Raw genomic sequence first — 15,275 nt, 5'->3', positions numbered from 1 at the left:
GTGTGGCTGCGGGCGCCGCCGCGGCCGGGAGCGCGGCGGCCGGCGCCGGCGTGGGCGCCGCCGCGGCCAAGGGCGCGAGTCAGGCCGGCCAGACCGCCGGCCGCTCGTCGCTGATCGCGGGCGGTGTGGTGGTGGCCGTGGCGGTGGCCGCGTTCGCCCTCGTGGACTCCGACAAACCCAAGCCGAAGCGCCCGGCCCCGCCGGTGGCCGCCTCCGCGCCCGCCCCGCTGCCGCCGCCCGCCGCCGATACCCCTCCCCCGCAACCCTCGCCGCCCGACCCGGAGGTCGAGCCGGCCGCCACACCGCCGCCGGCCGCGACCCAACCGCCGCCCCCGAAGCCCACCAAGTACCCGCCGACCAGGCCCGCCCCGACCAAGGTCAAGCCGACCCGGTCCGGTCCGACCCTGGTGGTCGACAACAAGGAGTTCCGCGCCGACGACAACAAGGTCGGCTTCAAATGCGACAACGGCGCGGGCAAGTGGTGCGAGAACCCGACCATCACCGTGCCCAGCGCACTGGCCGCACCGCTGATGCCGGCCGGCTCCACCGCCGAGTGCACCGAGGTGAAGGGCAAGAACGGCTCGCACTACACGCTGTGCCGGCGCTGACCCCACACCCCGTCCGCCCGACCCCGGGCCGACACCTCCCGGCCCGCCCACCGCCGCCTGCGGGCACCCCGCGGCAAGGAAATGCCGAACAGGGCCTAACCCGCCACGCCCGCCGTACCCGCCCATGGTGCCGCCGCCTCCAGTTGACCCGCGAGGCGGAACAGCGTGCTCTCGTCCCCGTAGCGGCCGGCGAACTGCACCCCCAGCGGCAGCCCGTCCGAGGTGCGCCCCAGCGGCACCGACATGGCGGGCTGCCCGGTCACGTTGAACAAGCCGGTGAACGCCGCCATCCCGCGCATCCCGCCCAGCGCGGCCCGCGGATCGCGGTTGGGGTCCAACTCGCCCAGCAGCGGCGGCACCACCGCCATGGTCGGCGTCAGCAACACGTCGAAGCGCCCGGTCAGCCGAGTCACCGCCCGCCCGATCGTGTGCATCCGGTCGACCGCGGCCAGGTAGCGCGCCAGCGACAACCCGCGGCCCTTGTCCACGATCAGCCGGGTCGCGGCGTCCAGGTCGTCCGCCCTGAGTTCGCGCCCCAACTCGGCCAGCCGCAGATCCACCATGCGCGCCATGTGCGCGGCGCTGATCGGCGCGATCACCTCGCCCGGTCGGGTCAGCGTGTCCGGCCAGGTCACCGGCTCCACGTCGTGCCCCAGGGCGACACACAACGCGGCGGCCTCCTCGGCTGCCCGCACACACTCGGGGTCGACCAGGACCTCCGCGTCCACCGGCGTCAGGATCAGCCCGATCCGCAACCGCCCCGGCTCCGCGCCCACTTCGGCCGCGTACGGGCCCACCGGCGGCGGTGCGTGATACGGGTCGCCCGGCTCCGGGGTGCCGGTGACGTCGAGCAGCGTCGCGCTGTCGCGCACCGTGCGGGTGACCGCGTGCGCGACCGCGAGACCGGCCCACGACTCGCCGTGGTCCGGCCCCGGGGTGACCCGGCCGCGACTCGGCTTGAGCCCGAACACCCCGCAGCACGCGGCCGGGATGCGAATCGAACCGCCACCGTCGGTGGCGTGCGCGACCGGCACCATGCCCGCCGCGACCGCCGCCGCCGACCCGCCGCTGGAGCCGCCCGCGCTGCGTTCGGGGTGCCAGGGGTTGTGCGCGGGGCCGAACAGGCCGGACTCGGTGGTCGTACCCAGCCCGAACTCGGGCGTGTTGGTCTTGCCCACGATCAGCACACCGGCCGCCCGCAGCCGGGTCACCAGCGTGCTGTCACGCGCCGCGACCGTACCGGCGAACAACCGCGACCCGTTGCTCGTGGTCATCCCGGCCACGTCGCACTCGAGGTCCTTGATCAGGTACGGCACACCCGCGAGCACCCCGGGCAACAGGCCGGCGACCGCGGCCCGGGCCTGCTCCTCGCACAACGCGACCACCGCGCCCAGGGCCGGCTCGCGTTCCTTGATCGCCTCGAAGGTGACGTCGAGCACCTCGTCCGCGGTCACCTCGCCGCGGGCGATCAGGCCCGCGAGCCCGGTGGCGTCATAGGACTGATACTCGTCGATCCGCACGGCACGACCTCCAGCGCTGGTGAACACATCCGTCCCGCACCGTACGCGATGGTTGCCCGGCGCCGTCCGCCCGCGGCCGGATCGGCAAAATCCGGCGCGTGGCCGCGCGTTGACCACCGCAGGCGCCCCGAGCCCCACCACGCGGCGCCACCGAAGGTGCCGCCGCGGCGCCCGCTCAGCCCACCGACGAGTACGCGACCACGCCCCGGCGCAGCCCCTCGATCGCCTTGCGCGCGGTGCCGCCGACCTTGCTGTCGTCGGGGGCTGCGGCAGCGATCTGGCCGAGTACGTCCACGAGTTGCTTGATCCAGCGGACGAAGTCGCCCGCCGGCAGGTCGGCTTCGCCCAGCACCACGTCCAGGCTCAGCCCCGAGGCCCACGAGTACGCCGTCCAGGCGAAGCCCAGGTCCGGCTCGCGCAGGAAGTCGAGGTGGTGCTGCCCCTCCAGCGCGTCCAGGTGACCCCACAGCCGCACCATGTCGGCCAGCGCGGCGTGCGCCGCCCCACCCGGCAGCTTGGGCGCCATCGCGTCGTCCGGCTGCCGCGACTCGTACACCAGCGCGGAGGCACACGCGGCCAACTCGGCCGGCGTCAGTTCCTCCCACAGGCCCTCGCGCAGGCATTCGGCGGTGAGCAGGTCCAGTTCGGCGTAGATCCGCGCGAGTCGGCGCCCGTCCTCGGTGACCGTGTCGCCCACGAGGTAGTCCAGGTCGGTGAGCATCGCGCAGACCCGGTCGAAGGTGCGCGCGATGGTGTGCGTGCGCCCCTTCATCCGGCTCTCGATCACCTGCGTGTCGCGCAGCAGCCGGTAATAGCGCTCGGCCCAGCGCGCATGCTCCTCGCGCTCGTCGCAGCCGTGGCACGGATGTTGCCGGATGGCCTGCCGCAGCCGGTTGAGCTCCGGGTCGTCGGCCGCGGGCGAGCGCTGCTTGCGGGCCCGCGGCTGGTCCACGTAGCCGACCTTGCTGCGCAGCGAGGACGCCAGGTCGCGGCGGGACTGCGGATTGCGCGCGTTGAACGAGCGCGGGATGCGCAGCCGGTCGATCGCGGTGACCGGCACGGGGAAGTCGATCCCGGCCAGTCGGCGGGCCTGCCGGTCCGAGGTGAGCACGAACGGGCGCGGCCCCTCCGGTCCCTGGTCGGTGCCCGGGTCCAGCACCACCGCGAGACCCGCGTACTTGCCGGTGGGCACCACGATGATGTCGCCCGGCCGGAGCTTCTCCAGCGACGCGGCGGCCTGGGCTCGGCGCTGCGAGGCGCCCTCGCGGGCCAGCTCGGTCTCGCGATCCTTGAGCGCGCGGCGCAATTGCCCGTACTCGGCGAAGTCGCCCAGGTGGCAGGTCATCGCCTCGTGGTAGCCGGCCAGCCCCTCCTCGTTGCGCTGCACCTGGCGGGTCAGCCCGACCACCGAGCGGTCCGCCTGGAACTGCGCGAACGAGGTCTCCAGCAGCTCGCGCGAACGATGCCGGCCGACCTGGCCGACCAGATTGACCGCCATGTTGTACGACGGCTTGAAGGACGAGCGCAGCGGATAGGTACGAGTGCCCGCGAGGCCGGCCAGGTGACCGGCGTCGAAGCCCTGATGCCACAACACCACGGCGTGGCCCTCCACGTCGATGCCGCGCCGCCCGGCGCGCCCGGTGAGCTGGGTGTACTCGCCGGCGGTCAGGTCGGCGTGCGTCTCGCCGTTCCACTTAACCAGCTTCTCCAGCACCACCGAGCGGGCGGGCATGTTGATCCCCAGGGCCAGCGTCTCGGTCGCGAACACCGCTTTGACCAGGCCCTTGACGAACAGTTCCTCGACGACCTCCTTGAAGGTCGGCAACATGCCCGCGTGGTGCGCGGCGATCCCGCGCTGGAGCGCCTCCAGCCACGAGTGGTAGCCCAGCACGTGCCGGTCCTCGTCCGGGATGCCGGTGGTGCGTGCCTCGACGATCGCGCGCACCTCGGCCCGCTCCGCGTCGCCGTTGAGCCGCAGGCCCGCGTGCAGACACTGCTGAACGGCCGCCTCGCAGCCCTTGCGGCTGAAGATGAAGGTGATCGCGGGCAGCAGGCCCTCGGCGTCGAGCCGGTCGATCACCTCGGCGCGGCTGGGCGCCCAGATCCGGCTGCGCGTCGGCCGGGTCTCCTGGCCGCGGTTGCGCCGGTAGCGGTCCTGCGGTCGGCCCGCGCGCTCGCTCTCCATCCGGCCCAGCCGGATCAGCTCGGGGTTGACCTCGGTGTGGTTCTCGTCGGTGAACAGGTCGTAGGTGCGGTTGCCCGCGATCACGTGCTGCCACAGCGGCACCGGACGATGCTCGGAGACCACGACGGCGGTGTCGCCGCGCACAGTCCCCAGCCAGTCGCCGAACTCCTCGGCGTTGCTGACGGTAGCCGAGAGGGAGACCAGGGTGACCGATTCGGAGAGGTGGATGATCACCTCCTCCCACACCGCGCCGCGGAAGCGGTCGGAGAGGTAGTGCACCTCGTCCATCACGACGTAGCCCAGGCCGTTCAACGCGTTCGAGGACGCGTAGAGCATGTTCCGCAGCACCTCGGTGGTCATCACGATCACCGGGGCGTCGCTGTTGACCGAGTTGTCCCCGGTGAGCAGGCCCACGTTCGCCGCGCCGTAGAGCTTTTGGAAGTCGGCGAACTTCTGGTTCGACAGCGCCTTGATGGGCGTCGTGTAGAAGCACTTGCGGCCCTGTTCGAGCGCGAGGTGCACGGCGAACTCGCCGACCACCGTCTTGCCCGAACCGGTCGGCGCCGCGACCAGCACCCCCTTGCCGCTTTCCAACGCGCGGCACGCCTCGACCTGGAAGGGGTCGAGACCGAAGGGATACTGCTCGCGGAACGCGTGCAGGCTCGTCCGTTCGTCGGCGGCCCGGCGGCGCGAGGCCGCGTAGCGCTCGGCGGGGGACATCTGGGTGTCGCGGTCCGTGCCGCGTGAAGGATCGAGAGGCATCTCGTCAAGCAGACTACCGGCCGGGGCCGACGGCTGTGATCACCTTTTTTCGATCATGACAAGCAGCTCGATCATGACAACCAGCTCGATCAAGACAAGCAGCTCGATCAAGACAGGCAGCACGATCATCACAGGCGGCTCGATCAAGACCCGGGCCTCGATCACCGGACCCGGCTCGCTCTCCGGCGTCGCTCAGTCGCGCGGCCGGGGTATCAGGACCCGGACCGCGTCGGGTATGCAGTCCGCGGTCAGCGGCAACGCGCCCAGCCGCTCGCCGTCGGCCCACCCGCTGAGCCCGCCCGCAGTCATCGACACGGTCGCGGCCCGGTACACCGAGACCAGCGGGTGGCTCACGTGCTTCCCGCTGTAGACCTTGGGGAACACCCGCAACAACTCGGCCCGCCCGCAGCCGGCCACCACCGTGACGTCGAACAGACCGTCACCGGGATCGGCGTCCGGACACATCCGCATGCCGCCGCCGTAGGAGCGGCCGTTGCCCACCGCTATCAGGGTGGCCTCGACGTCGAAGGGTTTGCCGTCCAGCTCCAGCTCGTAGGCGATCGGCTTCAACGCGCCCAGCTCGCCCAGCAGCGCGGCGTTGTAGCGGGTCCGCCCGCGCGCCCAGGTCATGCGATTGGCGCGCTCGTTGACCCGCGAGTCGAAGCCGGTGCACAGGATCGTGCCGAACCAGCGCTCGCCCACCCGGCCGAGGTCCATCGGCCGCGCATACAGGTCGGCCACCACGCGCGCCGCGCCCGCCACGTCGCCCAGCGGCAGCTCCAGGGCCCGCGCGAAGTCGTTGCCGGAGCCGATCGGCACCACGCCCAGCGGCGTACCGGTACCCGCCACCGCCTGCAACGCGGCCGCCACCGTGCCGTCACCGCCCACGGCGACCACGGCGTCCACACCGCGGCGCACCACTCCGCGCAGCCGGGCGATCCCCTCCGCGGCGCCGGGGGCGGACACCTGATGCGGTGTCAGCCCCCGCTCGCGGAGCAGATCGGCGGCGACGGACGCCGCCTTCAGGCCGCGACCACGACCCGCGGTGGGGTTGACGAATACTGCTATCTCCCGAGACACAAGGCGCGAGATTAGCCCACCCGACCTCAGGTGATGTCGTCCACCCTGGCAGCGGGGCCCGGGTCCGAATCGTCCGCGACGGCGCTCGGGCGCTCGACCGGGCGCACCGAGGTGTCCAGGACGGACGCCTCGTCGTCGTCGAGGTCGGCGCCGAACACTTCCGCGTGCCGCTTGCCGCGCCGGCGATCGTTGACCCAGGCCACGATCAGCGCGATCCCGTACAGGATCGTGATCGGAATCGACAGCAGGATCATCGTCAGCGGGTCGGTGGTGGGCGTGGCCACCGCGCCGAAGATGAAGATGCCCATCACCACCCAGCGCCACCAGCTCGCGAGCTGCTTCGCGGTGACGACCCCGCCGAAGTTCAGCATGATCAGCACGAGCGGCAGCTCGCACGCGATGCCGAACACCACGACCATGCGGATGACGAAGTTGAGGTAGTCGTCGAGCTGGATCTGGTTGCTGGCGTCGGTGAGCGTGAAGTCCAGGAGCACCTGGAGGGCGTGCGGCAGGATCCAGTACGAGAAGTAGGCGCCGCCCAGGAACAGCGGCACACCCACGCCGACGAAGGCCAGCGAGTACTTCTTCTCGTTCTTGTGCAGCCCCGGCGCCAGGAAGGCCCACATCTGGTAGAGCCAGATCGGTGAGGCCGCGATGATGCCGGTGGCCAGCGAGATCTTCAGCGCCATCGAGAACGGCGACAACACGCCCTGCTGCACCAGGACACCCTGGCCGCACTTGGTGACGCCGGTGCCCTTGACGTTCTTGAGGTCACAGACGGGATTGACCAGGAACGCGCCGATGTCCTCGTAGAAGAACGCGGCGACGATGGTCACGACGATGATGGCCAGGAGCGCCTTGACGAGGCGATTGCGCAGTTCGCGCAAATGCTCCATGAGGGGCATGCGCCCCTCGGCGTCCTTGATCTTCTTTTGTTTCGGGCCGGACTCTCGTCCGCGCCCTGCCTTGTCAAGCACCTTGAGGGCCGACTCCTAAAAGGCGCGCGCGGATTCAGCGACGGTTGTGGTCGGGCTCGCCGACCGGCCGCGCCTCGCTCACGTCGCCGGGAGCCGCCTGGATGGTGCGCGGCGGCGCCTCGGTGGTCTTGGCGGGCTTGTCGGCGGCGGGGGCCTCGGCCGTCCCGTCCTCCTTCATCGCCTTGGTCTCGCTCTTGAGGATGCGCAGCGAACGGCCCAGCGCACGCGCCGTGTCCGGCAGACGCTTGGCGCCGAACAGCAGCACGACGACAACCAGGATCAGGATGATCTCGGGCCAACCGAGCTTGCCAAACATAGTCAGTACCTCATTGCCGGGGCCGGGGGGTTATGGGTTCGATCGTACGCCGGTGCGTATGACAGACGTGCAACGCAATGGTGGCGAACAACTGCACCGGACGTAACCCCCAGGGGTCACGAGTACGGATCACGATCGGTGCGAGGCCGAGGGGCGGGCGTGCGGGACGGAATCGCGCCGCAGGGACCGGCCACCGGCCGCGTCCAGCTCGGCGGCGGCCGCGGACAGCCGGGTCGAGGCGTCCGCGACGGTCGCTCCGAGGTGACGCACGTCACCGAACAATCGCCAGGCGAACCAGCCGATGACGCCGAGTCCGGCGAGGACGAGCACGATGAAGACGAGGACCCACGGCAACATGCGGCGACCCTAACAGCCCCCGAGTCCGCCACGCGCCCCCGTTCAGCGTGCGACCTGCATCGACGACACGCCGCCGTCGGTGAGCAGTTCGACGATCCGCTCCCCCGCCGGCCGGCGCACCGAGTCGGCGCAGGTGGGACAGCGGAACAGATAGAAGGACTTGTTCGGTCGGAGCACCAGCCGCAGCTGATCCGCCGTCAGCTCGACGCGTCCGCAAACCGGGCAGCGCGCCGTGAACGTCGACACCGTGGGCCTCCTCGCAATCTCGGGAAGGTTGTCGTCGGTGGTACCGGAGGTGCCGCTGGGCCGCGGTCGGGGGCGTGTGCCGTTTTTGGACAATCGCCTCCGGCCGCGGCGAATCAGCCGGCCGGGTCCGCGTAGGCCGCGAGCGCGGCCGAGGCGGTCCGTCGTACATCGTCGACGAGTTCCGGCGGGGAGATCACCCTGCCGTGCCCGCCCAATCGCAGCGCGAGCCGCCGGATCCCGGCCGGGTCGGGCGTGCGCAGGGTCAACCGCAGGCCGCCGTCGGCCAGCTCCTCGACCTTGTCGTGCCGGTAGTACTCGGTGACCCAGCGCCCGCCGGGTCCCAGTTCGAGCACCACCTCGATGCCGTCGGCCGCGGTGGGCGCGAAGCCGTCCGCGAGATCCAGCGGCTCGATCGGCTGCGGCTCGGACGCCTCGTCCAGGAGCACCGCCTCGGCGACCCGGTCCAGCCGGAACAACCGGCGGCCCTCGGCCTGTCGGCACCACGCCACCAGGTAGGTGTGCCCGTCGACCAGCACCAGCCGGATCGGATCCACCTCGCGCTCGGTGATCTCGTCCCGGCGCGGCACGTAGTAGCGCAGCCGCAGCCGGCGCTTCTCGCTCACCGCGCGGTCCATCGTGGCGAACGCCGACTCCTGGGCGGCGTCGTCGCCCTCGAACTCGACCGTCACGCCCTGCGCGGCACGCGCGGCCTCACCGGCGGCGTCCTCCAGCTTGGCGGTCACCCGGCCCAGCGCGACCTTGTCCCGCTCGCGCAGCCCGGACAGGCCGGCCAGCGCGCGCAGCGCCACCAGCAGGGCCAGAGCCTCGTGCGGAGCCAGCCGCACCGGCCGCACCGGCGCGTCGGCGTTGTCCAGGAAGACCCGGCCCTCGAAGTCGACGTGCGGCTCCAACAGGTCGTCGGCCATGAAGCTGGTGCCGCACATGTGCAGCGTGCCCAGGTCCGCCTCGACCTGCGCCACCGGCAGGCCGAACGCCCGCGCCACGTCGTCCAGATGCGTGCCGGGGCGCTCGCGCAGGTAGGCCACCAGCGACAGCAGCCGCCGGGTGTCGTCGATCGCGTTGCTCATCCGACCTTCACCTGTCCCGTCGCCTCTCCGGCGGCCTCACGCAGTTGCGCGACCACGGCGGCGCGCAGATGGGGCGGCTCCAGCACGACCACGTCGGGGCCGAACTCGGCTAGCCAGTGGTGCAGTCCGTGCCCGTGGCTCAGTTCCAACTCGTCCCAGCCCTCACCGGCCGGCACCACCGCGCTCGCCCGGGCGCGCAGCGGGAACCCGGCACCGGTGCGGACCCGGATCCGGGCGATGCCCTCGCCGCCCTCGCCGGCGAAGCGCGCGACCTGGCCGCGCACATCCACCTTCTCCGGCACCTCGGCCCGGAACTGCTCCTTGAGCGGCTTCGGCTTGGGCTTGTCGGCGATCCGGTCGAGCCGGAACACCCGCTGCTCCTGTCGGTCCCGGGAGAAGCCGACCAGGTACCACCGGCCGCGCCAGCAGCTCATCCCCCACGGCTCCACCACCCGGGGCGTGGCCTCGGCGGCGCCGGAGCGGCGGTAGGCGAACTGGACCGGGCGGCGGGTGCGCAGCGCGTCCAGCAGCGGCCCGAACGCGGGCTCGCGCGCGGTCACCCGGGGCTCGACGCTGGTCAGCGGCGCCGAGTCGATCTCGACACCGGCGGCCTTGAGCTTGTACAGCGCGCCGGTCGCGGCGCCGGCCAACGCGGACTGCTGCCAGGCACCGGCGGCCAGCGCGAGCGCGGCGGCCTCCTCCGGGTCCAGCTCCACCGGCGGCAGCGCGTTCTTCTCGGGGCGGATCCGGTAGCCGTCCGCCGACTCGATCAGCGGGTCGTTGGCCCCGGTCTCGACGATGAAGCCGAGTTCGCGTACGTCGTCCTTGTCCCGCTCGAACATGCGGTCGAAGGCTTCGTCGGACGTGCACAGCCGATACGACTCGATCGACTGCCGCAGCTCTTCCTTCGTGACGTAGCGACGGGCGGCGAGCAGACACATCACCAGGCTCACCAACCGCTCCTGCTTCGGAATCGCCATCAGATCCCAGTCCCTCCCACAAGGCGCAGCCCCGACCGTACCGCGTTCGGCGCGTCGGTTGGTCGCGGCCGCCGATCTTGCCCTCCGGTTCGCCCGACCGCTCCCGCCGGCGTTAGGCTGCCGGACCGTGATCACCTGGCGACGCGGCGAAGTGACGGCGATCCGACGGGCCTGGCGCGGGGCGGTCGAGCTGACCGTGGCCGTACCCGAACCCGCCCCCGCGCGGGAGTTGCGCGCGATCGCCTACCCGCACCTGACCGGCACCCCGGTGGTCGGCGACACCGTGCTGCTCAACACCACCGCCCAGGACATGGGCCTGGGCACCGGCGGCTACGCGCTCGTGGTGGCCCTGCCCGATCGACTGCCCGAGGACCCGCCGCCCGGACCGGGGCACGTGGTCAAGGCCCGATACACCCCGATGCAGGCGGTCGTGCTCGGCGTGGACGAGCAGGACTCGCCGCACCACGCGACGCTGCGCGACGCGGACTCGCTGGACGGCATGCCGGTCGTGGTCGCCGACCTGCACTCCGCGCTGCCCGCGATCTGCGCCGGGATCCGCGCCGCGCGCCCGCACGCGCGGGTGGTGTACGTGATGACGGACGGCGGCACGCTGCCGCTGTGGTTCTCGATGACCGTCGACATCCTGCGCGACCACGGGTGGCTGGCGGGCTCGGTGACGGTGGGCCAGGCGCTCGGCGGCGACCTGGAGGCGGTCACCCTGCACACCGGCCTGCTCGCGGCCCGGCACGTCCAGGGCGCGGATCTGGCGATCGTCGCGCAGGGGCCGGGCAACCTGGGCACCGGCACACCGTGGGGCTTCTCCGGCGTCGCGGCGGGCGAGGCGATCAACGCGATCGCCGCGCTCGGCGGCCGGCCGGTGGCCTCGCTGCGGATCTCCGACGCGGACGGGCGCGAACGCCACCGAGGCGTCTCGCACCACTGCCTGACCGCGTACGGCCGAGTCGCGCTGGCCCGGGCGGATGTGGTCGTGCCCACGTTGCCTCGGCCGCTGGCGGATCGGGTCGCGGCGGACGTCGAGCCGCTGCGGGACGCGCACGACGTGCACACGGTGTCCGTCGACGGCCTCGACGCGGCGCTGCGCACGAGTCCGGCCCGGCTGTCCACGATGGGCCGCGGCCTCGACGCGGACCACGCCTACTTCCTCGCCGCCGCCGCCGCGGGCCGCTTCGCGGCGCAACTCCCCACCCGGTGGTAGCCGGTTTCGGACCGCACCCGAGACGAGGCGAGCGGGCAGCCCCCGCACAACCGGCCGGAAAACGCCGACGGCCCCGATCCGCGCGGGATGCGCGAACCGGGGCCGAACGAGGTCCGACTAGCCGACCTTCATCAGGTCGACCACGAAGATCAGCGTCTCACCGGGCGCTATCGCACCCGGCGCGCCGCGGTCGCCGTAGGCCAGGTGCGACGGGATGACCAGCTTGCGCCGACCGCCGACCTTCATGCCCTGCACACCCTTGTCCCAGCCTTCGATGACCTGGCCCACACCGAGCCGGAAGTCGAGCGGGGAGTTGCGGTTCCAGGACGCGTCGAACTCCTCACCGGAGGAGAAGGCGACACCGACGTAGTGCACGCTGACGTGGTGACCCGCCTGGGCCACCGGGCCGTCGCCCTCCCAGATCTCGGTGATCTCCAGGTCGGCGGGCACGCCACCCTCGGGGAAGTCGATCTCGGGCTTCGTAAGCTCGCTCACAGCGTTATCCGTATCCGTTCGAGTGCTGAATGCGGGGTCCAACGTACCGGGCCGGTCGCCCGACCCGGTCATCGGACGAGCCGTCAGGCCGCCGTGCCACCGAGCGCGTCGACGATGTCGACGACGAACACGAGCGACGAGTTGGCCGGGATGGTCGGCGGCTTGCCCTCGGCGCCGTAACCCTTGTCGGCCGGGAGCACCAGCAGCACACGGCTGCCGACCTTCTGCCCCACCAGACCCTCGTCCCACCCGGTCACGACCTGGCCGACACCGATCTTGAACGCGGTCGCGCCGCCGTGGTCCCACGACGAGTCGAACTTGGTGCCCTTGTCGAACAGGGCGCCGGTGTACTGCGCGACCAGCGTCTGGCCCTTCTGGACCACCGGGCCGGTGCCCTCGATCAGCGGCTGCACGGTCAGCTTGGTCGGCGCGGCGGTGCCCGGCGGGATGGTGATCTCCGCGGCCTTGCCGGACTCGACCTTGGCGACCGGCAGGCCGGCCGGCGGGGTCACCGGGGCGCCCTTGGCCTCCGCCTTGGTGTCGAGCGTCTTGGTCGACTTCAGGTCCACCGTCAGCACGACGGCCTGCTTCTCCTGGGTCACCTTGGCCGGTACCACCACGAGCAGTCGGGTGCCGACCTTCTTGCCGATTATCCCCTGCCCGATCTCCTTCAGGAGCTGCTGATCGCCGGCCTGGAAGACCTCGGGAGTCTTGCTGTCGTACGAGTTGCCCGCGTCCGAGCCGTCCCAGTTCTTGCCGACGGTGTCCGCGATGACGTAGTCGTCCTTCTTGATCACCTCACCGGTGCCCTCGATCAGGACCGCGGACGTCGTCTTGTCGCCCGACTTGCCCTTGGGGATCTTGATGTCCGGCTTCTGACCGAAGGCTCCGGTCACGGTGGGGGTAACGGTTTTTCCTCCGTCGTCATCGCCACACGCGACCGCGGTGAAGGCCAGTGCGGGGACCAGAAGGAGCGCAGCGAGACGGCGCACGATGTTCCTCTGCTGAGATGGACAAGGACCGGGACACTCTATGGGGTCCGGATGTGAGGACGACGTGAAGACGACAACCGCGTTCAGGCAACCTCGCGGCCGGGTCGCTTGAGCCGCGCGGCCCACCGGCCGTCCTCGCCGCTGACCGACAGCGGGATGCCGAAACACTCGCTCAGGTTGGCGTCCGTCATCACCTCGTGGGCCGGCCCGGCCGCCACGGTCGCGCCGCGGCGCAGCAGCAGCGCGTGGGTCACCGCGCTGGGCAATTCCTCCAGGTGATGGGTGACGATCACCAGGGTCAGCCGCGGATACTCGCGGGTCAGCGAGTCGATCGCCTCCAGGAGTTCCTCGCGGCTGGGCAGGTCCAGCGCGTTGGCCGGCTCGTCCAGGAGCAGCAGTCGCGGATCCGGCATCAGCGCCCGGGCGATCCGGGCCCGACCACGCTCGCCCTGCGAACACACCGCGATCTCGCGCTGCGCCAGCCGTTCCAGGCCCAGCAACGCGATCAACTCGGCGGCCCGACCCCGCTCGGCCGGCCCGTACCTGCCGTACAACGGCTGCACCGTGCCACTCGCCCCGGTGAGCACGTAGTCGGTCACCGTCAGGTATTCGGGGATGCGCAGTGCCGCGTTGACGGCGCCCACCTGGGCCCGCACCTCGCGCACGTCCACCCGGCCCAGCCGCTTGCCCAGCACGGTCACCGCACCGTTGCCGGGAAAACGCAGTGCGCCCGCGAGCGCCAGGATCGTGCTCTTGCCCGCGCCGTTGTGTCCCAGCAGCGCCCAGCGCTCGCCCTCGCGGACCGTCCAGTCCACGCCGACGAGCATGTCCGTGCGTCCGCCGGGCCCGTGCGCCCACACATCCACCGCGTCGAGCTCGAAGACGGGTGGAGCGATGTCCCATGTAGGTGTATCGACCATCGAGCCAGCATGCCACTCGCCCGCCCGCTCCCGACGTCGGGAGGGGGCGGGCGAGCGATTCGTCTCATCCGTGGCCGCATGCCGCCGGCGCGGGTCGAGAACGCCGGTCGCCGATCATCGTCGGTGTGCGCGTGCGGATCGTGGCCGGTGGGTGCCGGCGATTCACATGCTGGCGATCAACTTCTCCACCCGGTCGTCCACCGACCGGAACGGGTCCTTGCACAGCACGGTGCGCTGCGCCTGGTCGTTGAGCTTGAGATGCACCCAGTCGACGGTGAAGTCGCGCCGCTGCTCCTGGGCCTTCTTGATGAACTCGCCGCGCAGTCGCGCCCGAGTGGTCTGTGGCGGCAGCGATTTCGCCTCGAAGATCTTCAGATCGTTGCCGATCCGTTCGATCTGCCCGCGTCTCTCCATCAGGTAGTAGAGACCGCGGCGCCGGTGGATGTCGTGGTAGGCGAGGTCGATCTGGGCGACCCTCGGCGAGGACATGGGCAGGTTGTGCTTGGCCCGATACCGCTCGATCAACTGATACTTGATCACCCAGTCGATCTCGCGCCCGACCAGGTCCAGGTTGCCGGAGTCGATCGCGTCGAGCGTGCGCTCCCACAGATCGAGCACCTTCTCCACGGTGCCGGTGCGAATGCCCCGGCGGTCCGCGAACTCCTGCGCCTTGGTCAGGTATTCCCGCTGGATGTCCAGCGCGCTGGCCTCGCGGCCGTTGGCGAGCCGGACCTTGCGGGAACCGGTCATGTCGTGACTGACCTCGCGGATGGCCCGAATCGGGTTCTCCAGGGTCAGGTCCCGCATCACGATGCCGGCCTCGATCATCCGCAGCACCAGATCGGTGGAACCGACCTTGAGCAGCGTGGTGGGCTCGGCCATGTTGGAGTCGCCGACGATCACATGCAGCCGCCGATAGCGCTCGGCGTCGGCATGCGGTTCGTCGCGCGTGTTGATTATCGGACGGGAACGGGTCGTGGCCGAACTGACGCCTTCCCAAATGTGCTCGGCACGCTGGCTGACGCAGTACACCGCACCACGCGGTGTCTGCAGCACCTTGCCCGCGCCGCACAACATCTGACGGGTCACCAGGAACGGGATGAGCACATCGGCGAGCCGGGAGAATTCCCCGTGCCGCGCCACCAGATAGTTCTCGTGGCAACCGTAGGAGTTGCCGGCGGAATCGGTGTTGTTCTTGAAGAGATACACGTCGCCCGCGATGCCCTCTTCGTGCAGCCGCCGTTCGGCGTCGACGAGGAGGCCCTCGAGAATGCGCTCACCGGCCTTGTCGTGCACGACAAGCTCCGGCACCGAGTCGCACTCGGGCGTCGCGTATTCGGGGTGGCTGCCCACGTCCAGATACAGCCGGGCCCCATTGCGTAGGAAGACATTGCTGCTTCGGCCCCACGAAACGACTCGGCGGAAGAGGTACCGCGCCACCTCGTCCGGGGAGAGCCTGCGCTGCCCCCGGAACGTACAGGTGACGCCGTACTCGTTCTCCAGCCCGAAGATGCGGCGGTCCATGCGGCAACA

General features: G+C 71.1%; 15 protein-coding genes and 1 pseudogene. 2 read left to right on the top strand and 14 right to left on the bottom strand.

What is annotated here, in order from left to right:
- Window positions 1-608: pseudogene (locus ACFXMF_RS28235) on the top strand (hypothetical protein); the annotation flags it as partial.
- 95 nt (window positions 609-703) lie between these two features.
- Here ACFXMF_RS28235 and ACFXMF_RS28230 read toward each other — a convergent pair.
- The 10 genes from ACFXMF_RS28230 to ACFXMF_RS28185 form a co-directional block, all read right to left on the bottom strand.
- A complete protein-coding gene (locus tag ACFXMF_RS28230; protein WP_360306321.1) occupies window positions 704-2,128 on the bottom strand; it encodes an amidase in 1,425 nt (474 codons plus the stop codon).
- 175 nt (window positions 2,129-2,303) lie between these two features.
- Complete coding sequence (locus ACFXMF_RS28225) at window positions 2,304-5,033, bottom strand: DEAD/DEAH box helicase (RefSeq protein ID WP_360306470.1); 2,730 nt, start codon at window positions 5,031-5,033, stop codon at window positions 2,304-2,306.
- 81 nt (window positions 5,034-5,114) lie between these two features.
- Window positions 5,115-5,240 (bottom strand): hypothetical protein, encoded by a 126-nt coding sequence (locus tag ACFXMF_RS28220; RefSeq protein ID WP_360306323.1) that lies wholly within the window; start codon window positions 5,238-5,240, stop codon window positions 5,115-5,117.
- A gap of 27 nt (window positions 5,241-5,267) precedes the next feature.
- Window positions 5,268-6,155, bottom strand: coding sequence for a diacylglycerol kinase (locus ACFXMF_RS28215; protein WP_379990895.1), 888 nt, complete (start codon window positions 6,153-6,155; stop codon window positions 5,268-5,270).
- Window positions 6,156-6,181: 26 nt separating this feature from the next.
- On the bottom strand, window positions 6,182-7,060 hold the full coding sequence (gene tatC, locus ACFXMF_RS28210; protein WP_379990898.1) for a twin-arginine translocase subunit TatC: 879 nt from the start codon (window positions 7,058-7,060) through the stop codon (window positions 6,182-6,184).
- 106 nt (window positions 7,061-7,166) lie between these two features.
- The gene (gene tatA, locus ACFXMF_RS28205) at window positions 7,167-7,448 is read right to left on the bottom strand and encodes a Sec-independent protein translocase subunit TatA (RefSeq protein ID WP_360306329.1); all 282 of its coding nucleotides are present in this window, start codon (window positions 7,446-7,448) and stop codon (window positions 7,167-7,169) included.
- Window positions 7,449-7,577: 129 nt separating this feature from the next.
- Window positions 7,578-7,805 (bottom strand): hypothetical protein, encoded by a 228-nt coding sequence (locus ACFXMF_RS28200; protein ID WP_360306331.1) that lies wholly within the window; start codon window positions 7,803-7,805, stop codon window positions 7,578-7,580.
- A gap of 42 nt (window positions 7,806-7,847) precedes the next feature.
- Window positions 7,848-8,051: a hypothetical protein gene (locus ACFXMF_RS28195; RefSeq protein ID WP_078978606.1), complete on the bottom strand. Its 204-nt coding sequence runs from the start codon at window positions 8,049-8,051 to the stop codon at window positions 7,848-7,850.
- A gap of 113 nt (window positions 8,052-8,164) precedes the next feature.
- Entirely contained in the window at window positions 8,165-9,139 is a 975-nt protein-coding gene (locus ACFXMF_RS28190; protein ID WP_360306333.1) for a WYL domain-containing protein, read from the bottom strand.
- Window positions 9,136-10,119 (bottom strand): helix-turn-helix transcriptional regulator, encoded by a 984-nt coding sequence (locus ACFXMF_RS28185; RefSeq protein ID WP_379990896.1) that lies wholly within the window; start codon window positions 10,117-10,119, stop codon window positions 9,136-9,138. Before ACFXMF_RS28185 ends, ACFXMF_RS28190 begins: the two co-directional genes overlap by 4 nt.
- 127 nt (window positions 10,120-10,246) lie before the next feature.
- Here ACFXMF_RS28185 and ACFXMF_RS28180 point away from each other — a divergent pair, with 127 nt between their 5' ends.
- On the top strand, window positions 10,247-11,335 hold the full coding sequence (locus ACFXMF_RS28180; protein WP_360306337.1) for a DUF3866 family protein: 1,089 nt from the start codon (window positions 10,247-10,249) through the stop codon (window positions 11,333-11,335).
- A gap of 117 nt (window positions 11,336-11,452) precedes the next feature.
- Here ACFXMF_RS28180 and ACFXMF_RS28175 read toward each other — a convergent pair whose 3' ends face one another.
- The 4 genes from ACFXMF_RS28175 to pafA form a co-directional block, all read right to left on the bottom strand.
- Entirely contained in the window at window positions 11,453-11,830 is a 378-nt protein-coding gene (locus tag ACFXMF_RS28175; protein ID WP_360306339.1) for an FKBP-type peptidyl-prolyl cis-trans isomerase, read from the bottom strand.
- Window positions 11,831-11,913: 83 nt separating this feature from the next.
- The gene (locus ACFXMF_RS28170) at window positions 11,914-12,822 is read right to left on the bottom strand and encodes an FKBP-type peptidyl-prolyl cis-trans isomerase (protein ID WP_360306341.1); all 909 of its coding nucleotides are present in this window, start codon (window positions 12,820-12,822) and stop codon (window positions 11,914-11,916) included.
- 83 nt (window positions 12,823-12,905) lie between these two features.
- Window positions 12,906-13,742: an ATP-binding cassette domain-containing protein gene (locus tag ACFXMF_RS28165; protein ID WP_360306342.1), complete on the bottom strand. Its 837-nt coding sequence runs from the start codon at window positions 13,740-13,742 to the stop codon at window positions 12,906-12,908.
- A 162-nt stretch (window positions 13,743-13,904) separates the two neighbouring features.
- Window positions 13,905-15,266, bottom strand: coding sequence for a Pup--protein ligase (gene pafA / locus ACFXMF_RS28160; protein ID WP_360306344.1), 1,362 nt, complete (start codon window positions 15,264-15,266; stop codon window positions 13,905-13,907).
- Window positions 15,267-15,275 lie beyond the last annotated feature (9 nt).

This window comes from Embleya sp. NPDC059213 (assembly GCF_042754445.1).
Classification (GTDB): Bacteria; Actinomycetota; Actinomycetes; order Streptomycetales; family Streptomycetaceae; genus Embleya.
Note: the sequence above shows the minus strand (reverse complement) of the source record. Positions and strands in the feature narration are given on the sequence as shown.